Annotated in this window: 18 protein-coding genes and 1 riboswitch; of the genes, 9 read left to right on the top strand and 9 right to left on the bottom strand. The window is 59.7% G+C overall.

Features of this window, described 5'->3' with window-relative positions; translation table 11 throughout:
• Positions 1–90 precede the first annotated feature (90 nt).
• Positions 91–306, bottom strand: a complete 216-nt coding sequence (gene rpsU / locus ET34_RS0101140; protein WP_001144069.1) for a 30S ribosomal protein S21 — start codon at positions 304–306, stop codon at positions 91–93.
• A gap of 305 nt (positions 307–611) precedes the next feature.
• On the opposite strand from rpsU, the gene tsaD reads away from it, so the two are divergent.
• Positions 612–1625, top strand: coding sequence for a tRNA (adenosine(37)-N6)-threonylcarbamoyltransferase complex transferase subunit TsaD (gene tsaD / locus ET34_RS0101135; RefSeq protein WP_031518767.1), 1014 nt, complete (start codon positions 612–614; stop codon positions 1623–1625).
• 44 nt (positions 1626–1669) lie between these two features.
• On the opposite strand, the gene plsY is transcribed toward tsaD, so the two are convergent.
• Positions 1670–2296 (bottom strand): glycerol-3-phosphate 1-O-acyltransferase PlsY, encoded by a 627-nt coding sequence (gene plsY / locus ET34_RS0101130; RefSeq protein WP_031518765.1) that lies wholly within the window; start codon positions 2294–2296, stop codon positions 1670–1672.
• A gap of 152 nt (positions 2297–2448) precedes the next feature.
• On the opposite strand from plsY, the gene folB reads away from it, so the two are divergent.
• On the top strand, positions 2449–2817 hold the full coding sequence (gene folB, locus ET34_RS0101125; RefSeq protein WP_035890731.1) for a bifunctional dihydroneopterin aldolase/7,8-dihydroneopterin epimerase: 369 nt from the start codon (positions 2449–2451) through the stop codon (positions 2815–2817).
• Positions 2818–2933: 116 nt separating this feature from the next.
• Positions 2934–3752: an undecaprenyl-diphosphate phosphatase gene (gene bacA / locus ET34_RS0101120; protein ID WP_031518762.1), complete on the top strand. Its 819-nt coding sequence runs from the start codon at positions 2934–2936 to the stop codon at positions 3750–3752.
• Positions 3753–3800: 48 nt separating this feature from the next.
• Here the strand turns inward: bacA and ET34_RS0101115 are convergent, their stop codons facing one another.
• A complete protein-coding gene (locus ET34_RS0101115) occupies positions 3801–5048 on the bottom strand; it encodes a multifunctional CCA addition/repair protein (protein WP_031518760.1) in 1248 nt (415 codons plus the stop codon).
• Positions 5049–5236: 188 nt separating this feature from the next.
• On the opposite strand from ET34_RS0101115, the gene ET34_RS0101110 reads away from it, so the two are divergent.
• Positions 5237–5593, top strand: coding sequence for a four-helix bundle copper-binding protein (locus tag ET34_RS0101110; protein ID WP_031518758.1), 357 nt, complete (start codon positions 5237–5239; stop codon positions 5591–5593).
• Positions 5594–5697: 104 nt separating this feature from the next.
• On the opposite strand, the gene ET34_RS0101105 is transcribed toward ET34_RS0101110, so the two are convergent.
• Positions 5698–6318: a TIGR04211 family SH3 domain-containing protein gene (locus tag ET34_RS0101105; protein ID WP_031518756.1), complete on the bottom strand. Its 621-nt coding sequence runs from the start codon at positions 6316–6318 to the stop codon at positions 5698–5700.
• A 360-nt stretch (positions 6319–6678) separates the two neighbouring features.
• Here ET34_RS0101105 and ET34_RS0101100 point away from each other — a divergent pair, with 360 nt between their 5' ends.
• The 3 genes from ET34_RS0101100 (at position 6679) to hldE (ending at position 12391) form a co-directional block, all read left to right on the top strand.
• On the top strand, positions 6679–7980 hold the full coding sequence (locus ET34_RS0101100; protein WP_031518754.1) for a CYTH domain-containing protein: 1302 nt from the start codon (positions 6679–6681) through the stop codon (positions 7978–7980).
• A gap of 19 nt (positions 7981–7999) precedes the next feature.
• Positions 8000–10852, top strand: a complete 2853-nt coding sequence (gene glnE / locus ET34_RS0101095) for a bifunctional [glutamate--ammonia ligase]-adenylyl-L-tyrosine phosphorylase/[glutamate--ammonia-ligase] adenylyltransferase (protein WP_031518752.1) — start codon at positions 8000–8002, stop codon at positions 10850–10852.
• Positions 10853–10957: 105 nt separating this feature from the next.
• Complete coding sequence (gene hldE / locus ET34_RS0101090; RefSeq protein WP_031518750.1) at positions 10958–12391, top strand: bifunctional D-glycero-beta-D-manno-heptose-7-phosphate kinase/D-glycero-beta-D-manno-heptose 1-phosphate adenylyltransferase HldE; 1434 nt, start codon at positions 10958–10960, stop codon at positions 12389–12391.
• Between the two features lie 48 nt (positions 12392–12439).
• Here the strand turns inward: hldE and ubiK are convergent, their stop codons facing one another.
• Positions 12440–12793 (bottom strand): ubiquinone biosynthesis accessory factor UbiK, encoded by a 354-nt coding sequence (gene ubiK / locus ET34_RS0101085; protein ID WP_031518749.1) that lies wholly within the window; start codon positions 12791–12793, stop codon positions 12440–12442.
• Positions 12794–12972: 179 nt separating this feature from the next.
• A riboswitch (FMN riboswitch) is annotated at positions 12973–13121 on the top strand.
• A 105-nt stretch (positions 13122–13226) separates the two neighbouring features.
• On the opposite strand from ubiK, the gene ribB reads away from it, so the two are divergent.
• Entirely contained in the window at positions 13227–13880 is a 654-nt protein-coding gene (gene ribB / locus ET34_RS0101080) for a 3,4-dihydroxy-2-butanone-4-phosphate synthase (protein WP_031518747.1), read from the top strand.
• Positions 13881–13932: 52 nt separating this feature from the next.
• Here the strand turns inward: ribB and zupT are convergent, their stop codons facing one another.
• Positions 13933–14700: a zinc transporter ZupT gene (gene zupT, locus ET34_RS0101075; RefSeq protein ID WP_031518746.1), complete on the bottom strand. Its 768-nt coding sequence runs from the start codon at positions 14698–14700 to the stop codon at positions 13933–13935.
• Between the two features lie 197 nt (positions 14701–14897).
• Here zupT and ygiD point away from each other — a divergent pair, with 197 nt between their 5' ends.
• On the top strand, positions 14898–15686 hold the full coding sequence (ygiD, locus tag ET34_RS0101070; RefSeq protein WP_031518745.1) for a 4,5-DOPA-extradiol-dioxygenase: 789 nt from the start codon (positions 14898–14900) through the stop codon (positions 15684–15686).
• A gap of 45 nt (positions 15687–15731) precedes the next feature.
• Here the strand turns inward: ygiD and ET34_RS0101065 are convergent, their stop codons facing one another.
• From ET34_RS0101065 to tolC, 3 genes are all read right to left on the bottom strand, one after another.
• Positions 15732–16892 carry a glutathionylspermidine synthase family protein gene (locus ET34_RS0101065; protein WP_031518743.1) on the bottom strand — a complete coding sequence of 387 codons (1161 nt, stop codon included), beginning with the start codon at positions 16890–16892 and terminating at the stop codon, positions 15732–15734.
• Between the two features lie 2 nt (positions 16893–16894).
• Complete coding sequence (locus ET34_RS0101060; protein ID WP_031518741.1) at positions 16895–17569, bottom strand: DUF1190 family protein; 675 nt, start codon at positions 17567–17569, stop codon at positions 16895–16897.
• Between the two features lie 160 nt (positions 17570–17729).
• Entirely contained in the window at positions 17730–19211 is a 1482-nt protein-coding gene (gene tolC, locus ET34_RS0101055) for an outer membrane channel protein TolC (RefSeq protein WP_031518739.1), read from the bottom strand.
• Positions 19212–19240 lie beyond the last annotated feature (29 nt).

Raw genomic sequence — 19240 nt, 5'->3', positions numbered from 1 at the left:
TAAACGAAAACAAGCCGCGCATTCCTTTCGGAAGCACGGCCTTTTATAACAACAACTCGGTCTGAATTAAGGGCGCAAACCCTCAATCAATTAGTACAGACGAGTGCGGCGTGCGTTTTCGCGAGCCAGTTTCTTCGCGTGACGTTTCACAGCAGAAGCTTTAGCGCGTTTACGTTCGGTAGTCGGTTTTTCATAGAACTCACGACGACGAACTTCCGCCAGAACACCTGCTTTCTCGCAGGAACGCTTGAAGCGACGCAGTGCTACGTCGAACGGCTCGTTTTCACGTACTTTAATTACCGGCATGTGCCTCTCACCTTTGATTAAATCGGTTTGCTGCTGGCATCAACGCCAGCTTATTTCAAAATGGTGCGGAATTTTACTGCAACTGCTGCTGCTTTGTAAAGCACCGCCAGGCGTTCCACGTCATCTTTTACACTGCTGCCGTGCTGCAGCCGACTATTCGCCGGGGTTACTAAAACCTGCGTCAGTCATGGCGCCGTTCCAGGGGCGAAGAGTATACACGACACTCGCGTTTGGGTGCGCAAAGTTTTACAACTTCCGCGCTGCGGCATACACTGCGCGGCAGTTAACAGAGGTAAAAATCAGCCATGCGTGTACTGGGAATCGAAACATCCTGCGATGAAACCGGCATCGCCATTTATGACGATGAGAAAGGTTTGCTTGCCAACCAACTGTATAGTCAGGTGAAACTGCACGCTGACTACGGCGGCGTGGTGCCTGAACTCGCCTCGCGCGATCACGTGCGCAAAACCATTCCGCTGATCCAGGCGGCGATGAAAGAGGCGAACGTGGCGGCCAGCGAAATTGACGCGGTGGCCTACACCGCCGGGCCGGGTCTGGTCGGCGCGCTGCTGGTGGGGGCGACCATTGGCCGCTCGCTGGCGTTCGCGTGGGACGTGCCGGCCATCGCAGTGCATCACATGGAAGGCCATCTGCTGGCACCGATGCTGGAAGACAATCCGCCGGAATTCCCCTTCGTTGCGCTGCTGGTTTCCGGCGGGCACACCCAGCTTATCGGCGTGACTGGCATCGGCCAGTACGCGCTGCTGGGCGAATCTATTGACGATGCGGCGGGTGAAGCCTTCGATAAAACCGCGAAGCTGCTGGGGCTGGACTATCCCGGCGGCCCGCTGCTGTCAAAAATGGCGGCGCAGGGTGTGGAAGGGCGTTTTACCTTCCCGCGTCCGATGACCGACCGCCCAGGGCTGGACCTCAGCTTCTCCGGGCTGAAAACCTTCGCAGCGAACACCATTCGCGATAACGGTACCGACGATCAGACCCGGGCCGATATCGCCCGTGCGTTTGAAGATGCGGTGGTGGATACGCTGATGATCAAATGCAAGCGCGCGCTGGATCAGACCGGCTTTACGCGTCTGGTAATGGCCGGCGGCGTGAGCGCTAACCGCACCCTGCGGGCGAAGCTGGGGCAGATGATGGAGAAACGTCGCGGGGAGGTGTTCTACGCGCGTCCGGAGTTCTGTACCGATAACGGCGCGATGATTGCGTATGCGGGCATGGTGCGCTTCAAAGCGGGCTGTGTGGCAGATCTGAGTGTATCGGTGCGTCCGCGCTGGCCGCTGGCGGAGCTGCCTGCCGCCTGAATCTGTTGTGATGCAGCCCTGGCGGCTGCATCCTCTCTTTGCGCTTACGGCGCGTCGCCTTTCCCTTCTGCTTTCTTACGCTTCAGTTTTTTCCAGATCTTACTCTCCTGACCGCGCCACAGGCGCTGAATGTTATCGTGATGACGCATCAGGATCAGGCAGGAGAGCATGGCGACCGGGAAGGTGAACTGCGGCTTGAACCACCAGACGTAGAACGGCGCGATAAGCGCGCTGACGATGGCCCCCAGCGACGAGTAGCCGCTCAGCAAGACGGTTAACAGCCAGGTGCCGGCCATTACGCCGGTGAGATCGAAGCCGATAGGGGCGATGGCACCAAACGCGGTAGCAACCCCTTTGCCGCCGCGAAAGCGGAAGAAGACGGGCCAGATGTGGCCAAGACAGGCCGCGATGGCGATAAGCCCCAGCCAGAACGGCGTCACGCCCAGCGCATACGCGCCCCACACCGGCAGCATGCCTTTCAGCACGTCGAATAGCAGTACCGCTACGGCTGCTCCCTTGCCGCCAATTCGTAATACGTTGGTCGCGCCGGGATTACCGGACCCGCTGACGCGGGGATCGGGAAGTCCCGCAAGGCGGCAGACCAGAATGGCGCTGGAGATTGAGCCGCAAAGGTACGCGAGGATCATCATCCCAGGCGCGATTGCACTCATAACGCTGTTCCGTTTTGAAAATGTCGTTGTATTCTCTGCATCTGTGGATAATACGCATATTTAGTCGGAAGTGGTATCCCCGCCGTTCAGCATGGCGCTGGCAACGCGCGCGTACCGGGCTTCCGGCATAGCCAACCTTCAGGCAGGTGATCGTGGACATTGTATTTATAGAGCAACTTTCAGTAATCACCACTATTGGCGTTTACGACTGGGAACAGACCATCGAACAGAAATTAGTGTTCGATATCGAAATGGCGTGGGACAACCGCCGCGCGGCGAAAAGCGACGACGTGAATGACTGTCTGAGCTATGCCGACATCAGCGAGGCCATTGTCGGCCACGTGGAGGGCAACCGGTTCGCGCTGGTGGAGCGCGTGGCGGAAGAGGTGGCCGACATCCTGCTGAGCCGCTTTGCTTCGCCCTGGGTACGCATCAAAGTGAGCAAACCTGGTGCGGTGGCACGCGCCGCCAACGTGGGTGTAATCATTGAGCGTAGCAATAATCCGAAAGAAACCATTTAGTTTTCATATTCATTAAACCAAACGTGGGGTTACGGGTCATACTGCGTGGGCATTTTGCAGCCGCTGCGTCAGCGCGCTGCTTTTATTCTTTTTGAATATTTTTAGAGGGTCATTTGATGAGTGATATGCACTCGCTGCTGATCGCGGCGATACTCGGTGTGGTCGAAGGCCTGACCGAGTTCCTGCCGGTCTCCAGCACCGGTCACATGATTATTGTCGGGCACCTGTTGGGGTTCGAGGATGAAACGGCAAAAACCTTTGAAGTGGTGATCCAGCTCGGCTCGATCCTCGCCGTGGTGGTGATGTTCTGGCGTCGCCTGTTTGGGCTTATCGGCATCCACTTTGGTCATCCGCCGCATGAAGGCACCGGCAAAAATCGTCTGACGCTGCTGCATATCCTGCTGGGCATGATCCCCGCCGTGGTGCTGGGTCTGGTGTTCCACGACACCATCAAATCCCTGTTTAACCCCATTAACGTCATGTACGCGCTGGTGGTGGGCGGCTTCCTGCTGATCGCCGCGGAAGTGCTGAAGCCGAAGGAGCCGCGTGCGCCGGGGCTGGATGATATGACCTATCGTCAGGCGTTTATGATTGGCTGCTTCCAGTGTCTGGCGCTGTGGCCGGGCTTCTCCCGCTCCGGGGCAACCATTTCCGGCGGCATGCTGATGGGCGTAAGCCGCTATGCGGCCTCTGAGTTCTCTTTCCTGCTGGCGGTGCCGATGATGATGGGTGCCACGGTGCTCGATCTCTACAAGAGCTGGCACTTCCTGACCATGGCCGATTTCCCGATGTTCGCGGTAGGCTTTGTGACGGCGTTCCTGGTAGCGCTGGTGGCGATTAAAACCTTCCTGCACCTCATCAAACGTATTTCGTTTATCCCGTTTGCCATCTACCGTTTTGTGGTGGCGGCCGCGGTATACGTCGTGTTCTTCTGAGTAACGCCCCGCACCGGCAGCAGTGATAACCGCCGCCGGTGCCTGGGGTCAGCCCTCGGCCTGCGGCTGGGGGCAGTGTGTTTCCTTCCATATCGCCACGGCGCGCACCCGGCGTCTGGTCAGCTCCTCGCGGATCTCCGCTCCCTGAAAACCGGCTGCCACTACCTCTTTGGTCGGCACGGCCTTCGCCACCTCAAAGGCTGCACGCAGCATCCGGCCCTGCGGATAGTCATTGGCTTCAAATCCGGTGCGCCCGCGCACGTCCGCCTCGCTGGTCAGGGCGATCTGCTCCACGCGCTGCGGCTTACGCCAGGCATCAATGCTGTCGAACAGCTTCACGATGGTTTTGGGCTGCAGGATCGTGAAGGTGTGGATCAGGTCGTGATACTCCGCCACCAGCTTCGCCAGATCGCGAATGTCGTTCGGCACGCGCAGACGCTGGCACAGCTTTTCAACCAGTCGGACGCCCGCCGGGCCGTGGCCGTGGTGGCGCGGCCAGAGGTGCTTCGGCGTCAGCCCCTTGCCGAGATCGTGGCACAGGGTAGCGAAACGTACGTCGATATCGGGGCTGAGCATTGCCGCCATTGAGAGCGTCATCAGCACGTGGATGCCGGTGTCGATCTCCGGGTGCCACTTCGCCGGAGCCGGTACGCCGAACAGCGCATCGACTTCCGGGAACAGCACCTTCAGCGCCCCGCAGTCGCGCAGCACCTGGAAAAACACCTGCGGATTACGCGTACCGAGCGCGCCTTCGGTCTCTTTCCACACGCGCTCCGGTGTCAGGTGTTCCAGCTCGCCCGCCTCGACCATGCTGCGCATCAGCGCCTGAGTTTCATCGGCAACGCGGAAACTGAGATGGGCATAGCGGGCGGCGAATCGCGCCACGCGCAGCACGCGCAGCGGATCTTCATTGAACGCAGGGGAGACATGGCGCAGCAGACGCTGGCGCAGATCGTCCTGGCCGTGATACGGGTCCACCAGCGTGCCGTCGGTGTCCCGGGCGATGGCGTTGATGGTCAGGTCGCGGCGCAGCAGATCCTGTTCCAGCGTCACGTCCGGCGCGGCATAGCAGGTAAAACCGGTATAGCCCTGGCCCGATTTACGCTCGGTGCGGGCGAGGGCGTACTCCTCGTGGCTTTGCGGATGCAAAAACACCGGGAAGTCGCGCCCGACCTGCTGGTAGCCGGCATCCAGCATCTCCTGCGGCGTAGCGCCCACGACGACCCAGTCCCGGTCTTTAACCGGAATGCCCAACAGCTCGTCGCGTACTGCACCACCCACCAGATAGATCTTCACCTGCTACTCTCCCGTCGTTATTAAGCCCACGATAATACGTAAGTGTAGAGGAGAAGGCGATGTAAAAGGGAAGCCGCCAGCCAGCGGGTGCTGCGCCCGTCCAGGCGCTAAAACGGCGTACCGTTTGGCTAACACCTTGTTTATGTGCAAACTTATTACATCCACTTAACGTAAATCGGAGGTGAGGTATGCACAGAGATGTTCAGGCATGTATTGATACATGCTATGCATGCGCGGCGGCGTGCGACTACTGCGCGGCGTCCTGTCTGGCGGAAGACGATCAGGGGATGATGAAAGACTGCATCCGCATGGATACCCAGTGTGCGGCGATATGCCGCCTGTCGGCCCAGTTTCTCAGTCTCAGCAGCGATTTTTCGATAGCGGTGTGTCGGGTCTGCGTGGATATCTGCAAAGCCTGTGCGGAGATTTGCGCCCGGCACGACAACGAGCACTGCCAGCAGTGTGCCAGAGCCTGCCGTGCCTGCGCGGATGCCTGCCTGCAGATGCTGGCTCGCTTAACGTCTGAACCAACGCTGGTGCAGTAATGGCGAGCGGCTGGGGGAGTTTTCCCTTCAGCCTGATAAAAAAGGGCGGCTCACCCTGCGGTGGCCGCCCTTTTTTATTGCGCCCAACAACGGAGCGCGTGAAATCAGTTCATCCAGCGATCTTTACGCTTGCGGCTTGGGAGCATGTGCGGCAGCAGCAGGCCCAGCAGCAGGCCAACGCCCGCGACGCCGCCGCCATACATAAACCACTGCATGATGATGGTGCGCTGTTTGTCATCCAGCTGAATATTGGCGGCATCAACCTTCTTCTTCGCCACAATCAGCTCGTTTTTCAGCTTCTGATTCTCCTCCTTGAGACCGTTAATCACGCTGTCGCTCTGCGCCACTTTCTGCTGCATATCCGCAGTGCGCTGGTTCCAGGTGGTGTCGATATTGGTGAGCTTATCGGTCAGGGTTTTGACCTGATTTTCCAGATCCGGCACCCGGGTGCGCAGGCTGGGCTGGTTGCTTAGCTGGCCGAGCGGGATCCACACGCTGCGCCCCTCGCTGTCGCGAACCTGGCCATATTTTGTTGCCTCGTTGCTCTGCAGCAGCGTCACTTCTTCACCGGCATTGAGCGTGCCCACCAGACGATAGTTATCGCCAGGACCACTGCGGACCCAGGTATTCAGTTCATCGGAAACGTAACGTTTTTCTTCGGCGTGGGTAACGGTTGAAACGCTAAGCACAAGTAAGGTAAAGCAAATATGGCGTAATTTTGGCATCAGATGTCGGTGTCGTCGTTAAGCGTGGAACGATAGTAGTGGCAACAGTCTGACGATGCAAAACTGAAACCTGAATAAGAATCTTCCAGGAGGTTTTACCCGTGAGACCGGCCACTTGCTGCGTGTGGCACCCCGTTACCCCGACGGCTGGCAGGGAACGAGACGCAAATAAATCAGGTACTTTCCGCGGCCATCGCCCATTGTCAAGGCAGTAGCGGGAGGGCATAGTTAGGCCATTCCCCGCTAACCTCACGCTGGGTCAGACGCACGTTGCGAAAGTTGCCTGTAGTACTGACAGACCACAGGCTATTTAGTTCGCAACGAATGTTCCCCGGTGTGACAGAACAAAAGTAAATGACTATGGCCCAGGAAATTGAACTGAAATTTATTGTCCAGCATGAGGCCGTTCCGGCGCTGCGCACGCTGCTGGATTCGCTTAACGGCGCGCATCAGGCGCCCCGTCAGCTGCACAATACCTACTATGAAACAGCGGACAATCTGCTGCGCCGCCACGACATGGGGCTGCGCATCCGCGGCGATAACGATCGCTATGAAATGACCATCAAAGCGGCCGGTCGGGTGGTCGGCGGGCTGCATCAGCGTCCGGAATACAATATTCCGCTGGAGAGCAACGCGCTGGACCTGGCTCGCTTCCCGGCGGAGATCTGGCCGCAGGGCGTAGAGGTCAGCGCGCTACAGCAGGCGGTACAGCCGCTGTTCAGCACCGATTTTCTGCGTGAAAAGTGGGTGGTTACTCACGGTGAGAGCGAGATTGAGCTTGCCCTTGATCAGGGAGAAGTGAAATCCGGTGAGCTGAGCGAGCCGCTGTGCGAGCTGGAGCTGGAGTTGCTTTCAGGCAATACCGCCGACCTGCTGAAGCTGGCGCGTCAGCTGGTGGCCGAGCCGGGTATTCGTCAGGGCAGCCTGAGCAAGGCGGCGCGCGGGTATCATCTGGCGCAGGGCAATGCGCCGCGCCAGATCAAACCGCTCGCCATCCTGAAGTTGAAACCAAAAGCGACCGTTGAGCAGGCGCTGGAAGCCTCGCTGGAGATGGCGCTGGCGCACTGGCAGTACCACGAGGAGCTGTGGGTACGCGGTGTGAAGCAGGCAAAAGACGAAGTGGTGAAAGCCCTGGCGCTGGTGCGTCATGCGCTGGCGCAGTTTGGCGGAATTGTGCCGCGGAAAGCGAGCACTCACTTACGTGATCTGCTGACCCATTATGAGGTGTCGCTGACCCAGGCTCTGCCTGCCGACACCCTGGCTTACGGTTCAGAGAGCGGTATCACCAAGCTGGCGCTCACCGACTGGCTGGTGTCGCGCCGCTGGCAGGCGCACCTCGATGAGAAAGCCCGGGCGAAAATCAGCGACTCTTTCAAACGTTACGCCGATACCCATCTCTCCCGCCACGCCGCCGAACTGCGTAACGCCTTTGAGCGCCCGCTGGGCGACAAATACCGCGATCAGCTGCCGCGCCTCGGGCGGGAAACCGACGCTATTCGCCTGCTGGCCGGGGTCTACGACAGCGCGGTGAGCGCCCCCTGGCTGGAAAACTGGGAAGGGCTGCGCCACGCCATTGAAACCGGGCAGCGCATTGAAATCGAACATTACCGTAACGAAGCCATTTCGCAGGAGCCGTTCTGGCGGCACAGCGGAAAACGTTAATTCAGGCGAAGGAATCTCTATGATCCCGCTTTCCCCGGTTTTAGAACAGCAGTGGCAGAAGGTACATGAGCGCGTCGCACAGGCGTTCCCGGATACGTCGCTGACGGACGATGCGCGGGCGGTGATCGCATTCAGCGAGTTTGTGGAAAACAGCGTTATCGCCTGGCCGACATGGGCTGCGGAACTGATGAGCGACCCGCCGCACGCGGACGAGCATCAGCACTATGCCGCCTGGCTTGATGCCGCGCTGCAGGAGGTGACCGATGAGGCTGCTCTGATGCGCGTCCTGCGTCAGTTCCGCCGCCGTATCATGGTGCGCATCGCCTGGGCGCAGGCGCTGGATGTGTTACCGACGCCGGTGATCCTCGCGCAGCTCAGTCAGCTTGCCGAGACGCTGATCGTCGCTGCCCGCGACTGGCTCTACGCCGCCTGCTGCCGCGAGTGGGGCACGCCGTGCAATCACGAGGGCGTAGCGCAGCCGCTGCTGATCCTGGGAATGGGGAAACTGGGGGGCGGAGAGCTTAACTTCTCCTCGGATATCGACCTGATTTTTGCCTGGCCGGAAAACGGCGTTACCCGGGGTGGACGGCGCGAGCTGGATAATGCCCAGTTCTTCACCCGCCTCGGCCAGCGGCTGATTAAAGCGCTGGATCAGGCCACCCAGGACGGCTTCGTCTATCGCGTGGACATGCGCCTGCGCCCGTTTGGCGACAGCGGCCCGCTGGTGCTGAGCTTTGCCGCGCTGGAGGATTACTACCAGGAGCAGGGGCGCGACTGGGAGCGCTACGCGATGGTGAAGGCCCGCATTATGGGGGATAGCGACGATCGCTGGAGCCTGGAGCTGCGCGCCATGCTGCGCCCGTTCATCTTCCGCCGCTATATCGACTTCAGCGTGATCCAGTCGCTGCGCAATATGAAAGGGATGATTGCCCGGGAAGTGCGGCGGCGCGGCCTGACGGACAACATCAAGCTGGGGGCGGGCGGTATTCGTGAAATCGAGTTTATCGTGCAGGTGTTCCAGCTGATCCGCGGCGGACGTGAGCCGTCGCTCCAGTCGCGCTCTCTGCTGCCCACGCTTGAGGCTATCGATGCGCTGCATCTGCTGCCCGAAGGCGAGGCGCAGACGCTGCGCGAGGCTTACCTTTACCTGCGGCGTCTCGAAAATCTGCTGCAAAGCATCAACGACGAACAGACCCAGACGCTGCCCGGGGATGCGCTCAACCGTGCCCGGCTGGCGTGGGGCATGCAGTGCGAGAGCTGGGAGACGCTGATCCGGACCCTTGAGCAGCACATGGCGGCGGTGCGTCAGGTATTTAACGAGCTGATCGGCGACGACGAGCCGCAGGCGGATGAGGATGCGCTGCCGGAAGCCTGGCGCGAGCTGTGGCAGGATACGCTGGACGTGGAGGACTCCACCCCGGTGCTGGCGCATCTGGATACGGCATCACGCGAGCGGGTGCTGGCGCTGATCGCCGATTTCCGTAAGGAGCTGGATAAGCGCACCATTGGCCCGCGCGGCCGGCAGGTGCTGGACCAGCTGATGCCGCGCCTGCTGAGCGACGTCTGCAGCCGGGCCGACGCCCACGTGCCGCTGTCGCGTATGACGCCGCTGCTGGTGGGGATCGTTACGCGCACCACCTATCTTGAGCTACTTACCGAGTTTCCCGGCGCGCTCAAGCATCTGATCACCCTCTGCGCTGCTTCGCCGATGGTAGCCAGCCAGCTGGCGCGCTATCCGCTGCTGCTTGATGAGCTGCTCGACCCGGCGACGCTCTATCAGCCGACCGCGACCGATGCCTATCGCGACGAGCTGCGCCAGTACCTGCTACGCGTCCCGGAAGAGGATGAGGAGCAGCAGCTGGAAGCGCTGCGTCAGTTTAAGCAGGCGCAGATGCTGCGCGTGGCGGCGGCGGATATTGCCGGTACGCTGCCGGTGATGAAAGTGAGCGATCACTTAACCTGGCTGGCGGAGGCGATTATCGATGCGGTAGTGCGTCAGGCCTGGTCGCAGATGGTGGCGCGCTACGGTCAGCCGCGTCATCTGCATGACCGGGAAGGGCGCGGCTTTGCGGTGATTGGCTACGGTAAGCTTGGCGGCTGGGAGCTGGGCTACAGCTCCGATCTCGACCTGGTGTTTCTCCACGACTGCCCGCTGGACGTGATGACCGACGGCGATCGCGAGATCGATGGTCGCCAGTTCTACCTGCGCCTGGCGCAACGCATCATGCACCTGTTCAGCACTCGCACCTCGTCGGGCATTCTCTATGAAGTGGATGCGCGTCTGCGGCCTTCCGGCGCAGCGGGCATGCTGGTGACCACGGCGGATGCTTTTGCCGACTATCAGCAGCATGAAGCCTGGACCTGGGAGCATCAGGCGCTGGTGCGCGCCCGCGTGGTGTACGGCGATCCGCAGCTTAATCTGCGCTTTGACGCCATCCGCCGCGACATTCTGGCTCAGCCCCGAGAGGGCGCGACGCTGCAAACTGAAGTACGCGAGATGCGCGAGAAGATGCGGGCGCATCTGGGCGGCAAGCAGCGCGACCGCTTTGATATCAAGGCCGACGAAGGCGGCATCACCGATATCGAATTTATCACGCAGTATCTGGTGCTACGCTTTGCCCATGAAGCGCCGAAACTGACGCGCTGGTCCGATAACGTACGCATTCTCGAACTGCTGGCGCAGAACGACATCATGGATGACGACGAAGCCCGGGCGCTGACCCATGCTTACGTGACGCTGCGCGACGAGCTGCACGACCTGGCATTGCAGGAACTGCCGGGGAACGTCGATCAGCAGGCGTTTACGCAGGAGCGCGAGCGGGTACGGGAAAGCTGGCGCAAATGGCTGGTGGAGCCGTGCGATACGCCGTAACTGTGCTATTATCGCGCGCAAATTTTGATAATCCCCACGCGGGGTGGGCGGGCAAAACAGGCCTTGTCCGGCGACGCGCGGGGCATTCTCTCAGGAGAGTCAGGAATGAAAGTAACGCTGCCCGAATTTGAGCGCGCAGGAGTCATGGTCGTCGGTGACGTGATGCTGGATCGCTACTGGTATGGCCCAACCAGCCGTATTTCCCCGGAAGCGCCGGTGCCGGTGGTGAAGGTCGATACCATTGAAGAGCGTCCGGGCGGAGCGGCTAACGTGGCGATGAACATTGCGTCGCTGGGGGCGAACTCGCGCCTGGTTGGCCTGACCGGCATCGATGACGCGGCGCGTGCGCTGAGCCAGTCGCTGGCAGGCGTTAACGTGAAGTGCGACTTCGTTTCCGTTCCGACGCATCCGACCATTACCAAACTGCGCGTGCTGTCGCGCAACCAGCAGCTGATCCGCCTCGATTTTGAAGAGGGGTTTGAGGGCGTTGACCCGCAGCCGCTGCACGAGCGCATCAGCCAGGCGCTGCCGCAGATTGGCGCGCTGGTGCTGTCCGATTACGCCAAAGGGGCGCTCAACAGCGTGCAGCAGATGATTCAGCTCGCGCGTAACGCTAACGTACCGGTGCTGATCGACCCGAAAGGCGCTGACTTTGAACGCTACCGCGGTGCTACGCTGCTGACCCCGAACCTCTCCGAGTTTGAAGCGGTGGTCGGGAAGTGCAAGACCGAAGACGAGATCGTCAGCCGCGGTATGCAGCTGATTGCCGATTTTGACCTCGCCGCGCTGCTGGTGACCCGCTCTGAGCAGGGCATGACGCTGCTCCAGCCGGGCAAAGAGCCGTTCCACCTGCCGACGCTGGCGCAGGAAGTGTATGACGTTACCGGGGCGGGCGACACGGTTATCGGCGTGCTGGCGGCCACCCTTGCGGCGGGCAACACGCTGGAAGAGGCGTGCTACTTCGCTAACGCCGCTGCGGGCGTGGTGGTCGGCAAACTCGGTACCTCCACCGTCTCGCCGGTTGAACTGGAAAACGCCGTGCGTGGGCGCTCGGAGACTGGCTTCGGGGTAATGACCGAAGCGGGGCTGAAAGAGGCGGTAGCCGCTGCGCGCAAACGCGGTGAAAAAGTGGTGATGACCAACGGCGTATTCGACATTCTGCATGCCGGTCACGTCTCCTACCTCGCTAATGCCCGTAAGCTCGGCGACCGCCTGATTGTGGCAGTCAACAGCGATGCATCGACGAAACGCCTGAAGGGCGAAACGCGTCCGGTGAATCCGCTGGAACAGCGCATGATCGTGCTTGGCGCGCTGGAAGCGGTGGACTGGGTGGTGGCATTTGAAGAGGATACACCGCAGCGTCTGATCGCCGGGATCCTGCCGGATCTGCTGGTCAAAGGCGGAGACTATAAGCCGGAAGAGATTGCCGGGAGCGAAGAGGTGTGGGCCAACGGCGGCGACGTGCTGGTACTTAACTTCGAAGACGGCTGCTCGACGACCAATATCATCAAAAAGATCCAGAAAAACAGCGGTAAGTAGCAGATATCAAAAGCGCTCTCCCTCGTCATGAGGGAGAGACGTACGGTCTTAAATGTTATCGACCGGCGGGATAGCGGGCGGTGACACCGCGCTGGTGGCAGCGGAAGGCGTTACGCTACTGTCCGCGGCTGGCGTGACGTTCGCGGTAGACGGTGTACCGGCACTGCGGCCTTCCAGTTCGTTCAGACGCTGTTCCAGCGCGGTCAGCTTTTCACGAGTACGCAGCAGCACCTGCGTCTGCACGTCAAACTCTTCCCGGCTCACCAGATCCAGACGCGACAGCTGCGCCTGCAGGGTCTGGCGGATGCGTTTCTCAACGTCTTCCCCGAATTCGCGAATCCCTTTGGGCATAGACTCATGTACCTGACGGGCGATCTGTTCAATTTTTTTCGGGTCAATCATAGCGGTTTCCCTGAGCTGATGTGGTGTTAAACCTAATTGTAATGCCTGATCCGCAGGTGATAAACCGGAAATGTCCCCATTGCGTTATTCAGGCGCATACGCGTGCTTTTGCTATATCCATTATGAGTATATGAAGCTTATGCATTGCCGCCATTAATCAATGGCGTTATAGTTAACCCGCTTATTCTCAGGGCGGGGCGAAATTCCCCACCGGCGGTAAATCAGCGCAGCTGAAAGCCCGCGAGCGCTTCAATGGCAACGTTGAAGGTCAGCAGATCCGGTGTAATTCCGGGGCCGACGGTTAAAGTCCGGATGGGAGAGGGTAACGACACAGCTCAGGCTACGGCCTGCTCACGTTATTATTATGCCGCTTGCGGTACTCCTAAGACTGCCCTGATTCTGGTAACCATATTTTTACTGAGGTTTTATTACCATGAATCAGACGCTCCTTTCTTCTTTTGGTTCCTCCGCAGAGCGCGTGGAACAGGCACTTACCGCCCTGCGCAACGGTCGCGGTGTGATGGTGCTGGACGATGAAAATCGCGAAAACGAAGGCGACATGATCTTTGCCGCCGAAACCATGACCGTAGAGCAGATGGCGCTGACCATCCGTCACGGCAGCGGTATTGTTTGCCTGTGCATCAACGAAGATCGCCGTAAACAGCTTGACCTGCCGATGATGGTGGAGAACAACACCAGCTCCTTCGGCACCGGTTTTACTGTCACCATCGAAGCCGCGCACGGCGTAACCACCGGCGTGTCCGCCGCTGACCGTATCACCACGGTGCGTGCCGCCATTGCCGACGGCGCGAAGCCATCGGATCTCAACCGTCCAGGCCACGTTTTCCCGCTGCGTGCGCAGCCGGGCGGCGTACTGACCCGCGGTGGCCATACCGAAGCGACCATCGATCTGGTAACCCTCGCCGGCTTCAAGCCTGCGGGCGTGCTGTGCGAGCTGACCAATGATGACGGCACCATGGCTCGCGCACCGGAGTGCATCGCTTTCGCTCGTCAGCATGATATGCCGGTGGTGACCATTGAGGATCTGGTTGAGTATCGTCAGACCCACGAACGCAAAGCCAGCTGAACGTAGCGCATAAAAAAACCCGGCAGCCGCCGGGTTTTTTTATCGCTGTTTATCAGCCGATGCCGCTGCTTTGCAGGAGCGTCAGGCTGAAGCCCATCACCGACATGCCACACAGCACGCCATAGCTTGGGTTGTTGTGCGGATCGATCTCTTTGGCCAGCGGCATCAGTTCATCCACCGACAGCGCCACCATAATCCCGGCCACCGCCGCCATAATCGCCGCCATCACCACCGGCGATACCAGGGTGCCGAGGATCAGCCACGCCAGCACGCCGCCGAGGATTTCCGCCATACCGGACACGCCAGCCCACAGTAGCGCTTTGCGTTTTGAGCCCGTAGCTGCAAACACCGGCCCGGCGACGGCCAGCCCTTCAGGAATGTTGTGCAGGGCGACTGCCAGAGCAATGCCCAGACCCAGTTCCAGATCGCTGCTCGCCGTAACATAAGTGGCAATGCCTTCCGGGAAGTTGTGCAGGCTGATGCCAAGAGTCAGCAACAGCGCGGTGCGTTGCAGGTTGCGCTTTTTCAGCGAGCCGTCCAGCAGATCCTGCGGATGGGCGTGGGGCAGGGAGCGGTCCAGCACAAAGTAACCGACCAGGCCGAGAATAAACATCCCGTAGCCCAGCACCGGAGACATCCCCTCGGTGTGCAGCGCAGCGGGCAGCATCTCCATCAGGGAGATAAGCAGCATAATGCCGGCAGCAAAGCCGAGAGAGAACGCCAGCAACCGGTTGGACGGTCTCTGGCCAAGTACGCCAAACAGGGCTCCGATAAAGGTGGCTCCGCCTGCCAGTATGGTCAGGAGCAACGGCACTGACATAAACTTCTCCTTTGATAATGATTCTCATTAATATTAATGAGTGGGCGGTGAAATAGCGAGACCGCAAGCCCCTGATTTACACAGTACTTACATTCAAAATTCCTGATGATCATCATCATGGTTATCTGAGTTCATCCCGGTATGAAAGCGCGTAAGGTGATGCATATCTTGTTTAGCGCAATTTGAAGGATAACACCATGTCTCATACGCGAATGCCAGCACTGTTTCTGGGGCATGGCAGCCCAATGAACGTCCTCGAAGACAATCTTTACACCCGCGTCTGGCAGCAGCTGGGCGACACGCTGCCGCGCCCGAAAGCTATCGTGGTGATATCCGCGCACTGGTATACCCGCGGTACCGGCGTGACCGCGATGGAAACCCCGAAAACTATCCATGATTTCGGTGGCTTCCCGCAGGCGCTGTACGACACCCATTATCCGGCCCCCGGCTCGCCGGCGCTGGCTCAGCGGCTGGTGGATCTGCTTGCCCCGGTGCCGGTGACGCTGGATAAAGAAGCCTGGGGCTTTGACCACGGCTCCTGGGGCGTGCTGATTAAAATGTATCCTGATGCTGATATTCCGGTGGTGCAGCTCAGCATCGACAGCACCAGACCCAACGTCTGGCATTACCAGCTGGGCCGTAAACTCGCCGCGCTGCGCGATGAGGGCATTATGCTGGTGGCGAGCGGTAACGTGGTGCATAACCTGCGCACCGCGCGCTGGCACGGCGAAAGCACGCCGTATCCCTGGGCGCAGTCGTTTAATGACTACGTTAAAGCGAACCTGACATGGCAGGGCGATGCCGATAAACATCCGCTGGTGAACTATCTCGACCATGAAGGCGGCAGTCTTTCGAACCCGACGCCGGATCACTTCCTGCCGCTGCTCTACGTGCTGGGCGCGTGGGATGGCAAGGAGCCGGTGAGCGTACCGGTTGAGGGCATGGAGATGGGGTCGATCAGTATGCTGTCGGTGCAGGTGGGCTAAAAAATAAGGCGCGAACAGTCGCGCCTTATTTATCTGCGGTGAGGGTTACTCAACAAAGATATGCGGGTAGAAGCGCGACATATCCTGGGTGATCAGCGCCTTATCTTCGCGAATGCCGATCCCGGCCGGTTGATCGTTGATAAGCCAGCTGCCAATCAGCGTGTAGCTGCCGTCGAACTGCGGCAGTGGATGGTACTGCTGCACAATCATGCCTTCTTCACCGTAAACGCCTTCCGAGCGGGCAATCTCCTGACCGTTATCGACGATGGTAATGTTGGCACCTTCGCGCGAGAAAAGCGGCTTCACCACGTATTTTTCCATCTCAGGATGGCTGTCTTCGGCAAAGTACGCGGGCAGCAGGTTAGGATGGTCCGGGAACATCTTCCACAGCAGCGGCAGCAGCGCTTTATTGGAGAGAATGCTCTTCCAGGCTGGCTCCAGCCAGCGCACGCCGGCATCTTCCAGCTTGGTGGAGAACACCTCGCGCAGCATGAATTCCCACGGATAGAGCTTAAACAGGTTGCTGATCACCTGATCCTGCAGATCGGTGAACTGCCCCTTTTCGCCAAGCCCGATATCTTCGATAAACAGGAATTCAGAGGCGACCCCCGCTTCGGCGGCGCAGTCCTGCAGATATTGCACGGTACCGCGATCTTCGACGCTGTCGCGGCAGCAGGCGAAATGCACCAGCTGGAAACCGTGTTTTTCACGCAGCTCCACGAAGCGCTCAATGATCTGCTCCTGCAGGCTGTTGAACTGATCGCTGCCCGCCGGCAGGTTTCCGGCGTTAAGCTGATCTTCAAGCCACAGCCACTGGAAGAACGCGGCTTCGTAGAGCGACGTCGGGGTGTCGGCGTTGTTCTCAAGCAGCTTTGGCTCGCCCACGCCGTCCCAGGCGATGTCGAGACGAGAGTAGAGCGACGGCTGGTTGGTGCGCCATGACTGACGCACCAACTCCCAGGTGTGTTTCGGGATACGGAATTTGGCCAGCAGATCGTCACTGCTGACCACGGTTTCCACGGCCTGCAGGCACATCTGATGCAGCTCGGCGGTGACCGCTTCGAGGCGCTCCACCTGGGCGAGGGTCAGCTTATAGTAGGCGTCCTCACACCAGTACGGCTCGCCGTACATGGTGTGAAAGTTGAAACCAAATTCGGTAGCTTTTTCGCGCCAGTTGGGGCGCTCAACGATTGAAACGCGTTCCACGGTTAGCCCCCCATGGAGCGAGAGCTGGTACCGGCCGCGCTACGCTGCATGGTGTGCTGTTTGGCGACGGACTCGCCGAAGCCGCCGCGCGTGATGGTGGAGGTGGTGGCCGGCTTCGGTGCCAGCGCGGTTTTCGGCACGGTCATGGTGCGACCCGGCTGGGCGGCGCCATAGCCTTTACCGCTGGCATCGGTGTACTGGCCATATGCCGGGCTGGCCGGGTTGCGCGAGCTGAACAGCGGCTGCTGGGCATAGCCCGCACCACCGCCCATCAGGCGACCCATCATGTAGCCCGCCATCAGCGGCATCCAGAAGCTACCGCTGCTCTGCGCCTGCGCCTGGTTTTCACCGGTCGGGGCCATGCCCGCCTGCGCCGGTGCCTGCTGGCACTGGCCTTCACCGAACTCTGCGACGCAATCTTCACGCGTGGCATATTTCGGCGCGGTGCGTTCGGCTTCTTTTACGGCATTGTTATAGGCAGTGGTGCACTGTTCGCTTTTGCCCGGATTGGCGGCGGAGCAGTCGTCGGCATTCTGATACATCGAGACGGTTTCGTCACTCTGTTCGCAGCCCGCAAGCATGAAGACCGCCGTTACGGCCAGCGCGACGGGAGTCAGATGACGTGCATTCCAGCTTTTGCGGAATGACGCGTGATTAATGGATTTTGTCCGTTTCATTTTTTCTTCCTGGGCCCGGAGGGAAAAGACAGCAAATTGTGCTCAGGATAGTGGATGGCTGGGTGAAATTAAAGCAAGTAAGCCGAGATAAGCGAGGATGGAAGGGGATCTTTACGTTGTCTTACGTTCAGGCAGGGGCGGGTGCCCCTGCCTGTTACCCTCAGTTGCGGAACGGGTTCGCGCTGCTGGTGGTGGTACGTGCTGCAGCCGGTTGCGCGGTGGCTGCTGGCTGAGCCGCTGCGTCGTTGGTAGCCATGCTTTCAACCCGTGCATCCTGCTCCGGATTCTCCGGCGCGACGCTCTCCGGCGTGGTCGGGATCGGCTTGCCGAGCGCATTGTTAAGCGCAACCAGATCCTGCTCGTTGAGCGTACCCAGCGCAGATTTAATGTTGAGCTGGTTGATCAGGTAGTTATAGCGCGCGCTTGAGAGCTGCTGCTTGGCGTTGTACAGCGTGGTGGTCGCATCCAGCACGTCAACGATGGTACGTGTACCCACGGAGTAACCCGCTTCGGTCGCATCAAGGGAGCTTTGCGCAGACACCACGGACTGTTTGTACGCGTTGATGCTGCTGATGGACGCATTCACGTTGTTATAGGACGAACGCACGGTCTGCACCACGCTGCGGTGCGCGCTCTCCAGCTGCTCGCTGGCACCCACAAAGCCGTATTGCGCCTGTTTCACCTGAGAGGTGACTGAGCCGCCGCTGTACAGTGGCAGAGAGAAGCTCAGGCCAACAGAGTTCTGCCCTACGGTGCGGTCAGCGTTGCCGGCGCGCGCCGCCTGGCTGCCGCTGTAGTCAGTATCAGACAGGCTGGTGGAGGCGGTCAGGCCGAGGGTCGGCATATGGCCGGTTTCGGCGTAGCGGATTTGCTCGCGGGCCAGGTCCTGGTTCAGACGTGCCTGCAGCAGAGAAAGGTTACGCTTCTCCGCTTCTTTCAGCAGGGCGTTCACCGGCTCAGGCTTAGACGGCGTGAAGCTGTCGACATTGAGCGACGCCAGCTCCGGATAGTAATTGCCGGTCACCTGGCGCAGCTCTTCTACCGCGTTGTCCAGCGTGTTACGGGCGGCAACTTCGTTGGCCAGCACGTTGTCATACTGTGAACGGGCGTTCTGCACGTCGGTGATGGCGACCAGACCAACGTTGAAGCGCTGGGTGGTTTGATCGAGCTGACGATAGATCGCCTGCTTCTGCGCTTCGGTATAGGAAAGCGCATCGATGGCGCTTAATACGTTAAAATAGGCGGTAGCGGTATTCAGGATCAGCGTCTGCTGATCGACCTGCCAGGTGACATCCTGAATGCCAGCGCTTTTTTCCTGCAGCGTCAGGGCGCGCCATCTCGACATGTCGAAAATAGTCTGGGTCAGTTGCAGACTGCCGCTGGTAGTCGTACTGTCAACACCGCTGCTGTCGCGATAGCCGTTGTTCCAGGTGTAGTCAGCGCCGAGACCCAGCTGCGGCAGCAACGGGCTGCGTGCTTCGTTAATTTTTTCGAATGCGGCATCACGGTCAGCGGCCGATCTACGCAGGTCAGGGTTGCTTAAACGAGCCTGCTTATAAACCTGTAACAGGTTTTCTGCCTGGCTCAGCGTGCTGAAGCTGGCAAGGCTCAGACCGATCAGAATGGGGAGCAATTTCTTCATTTGCATTCCTTGTTGTGAAGCAGAATTTA

Source organism: Siccibacter colletis (assembly GCF_000696575.1).
Classification (GTDB): Bacteria; Pseudomonadota; Gammaproteobacteria; order Enterobacterales; family Enterobacteriaceae; genus Siccibacter; species Siccibacter colletis.
Note: the sequence above shows the minus strand (reverse complement) of the source record. Positions and strands in the feature narration are given on the sequence as shown.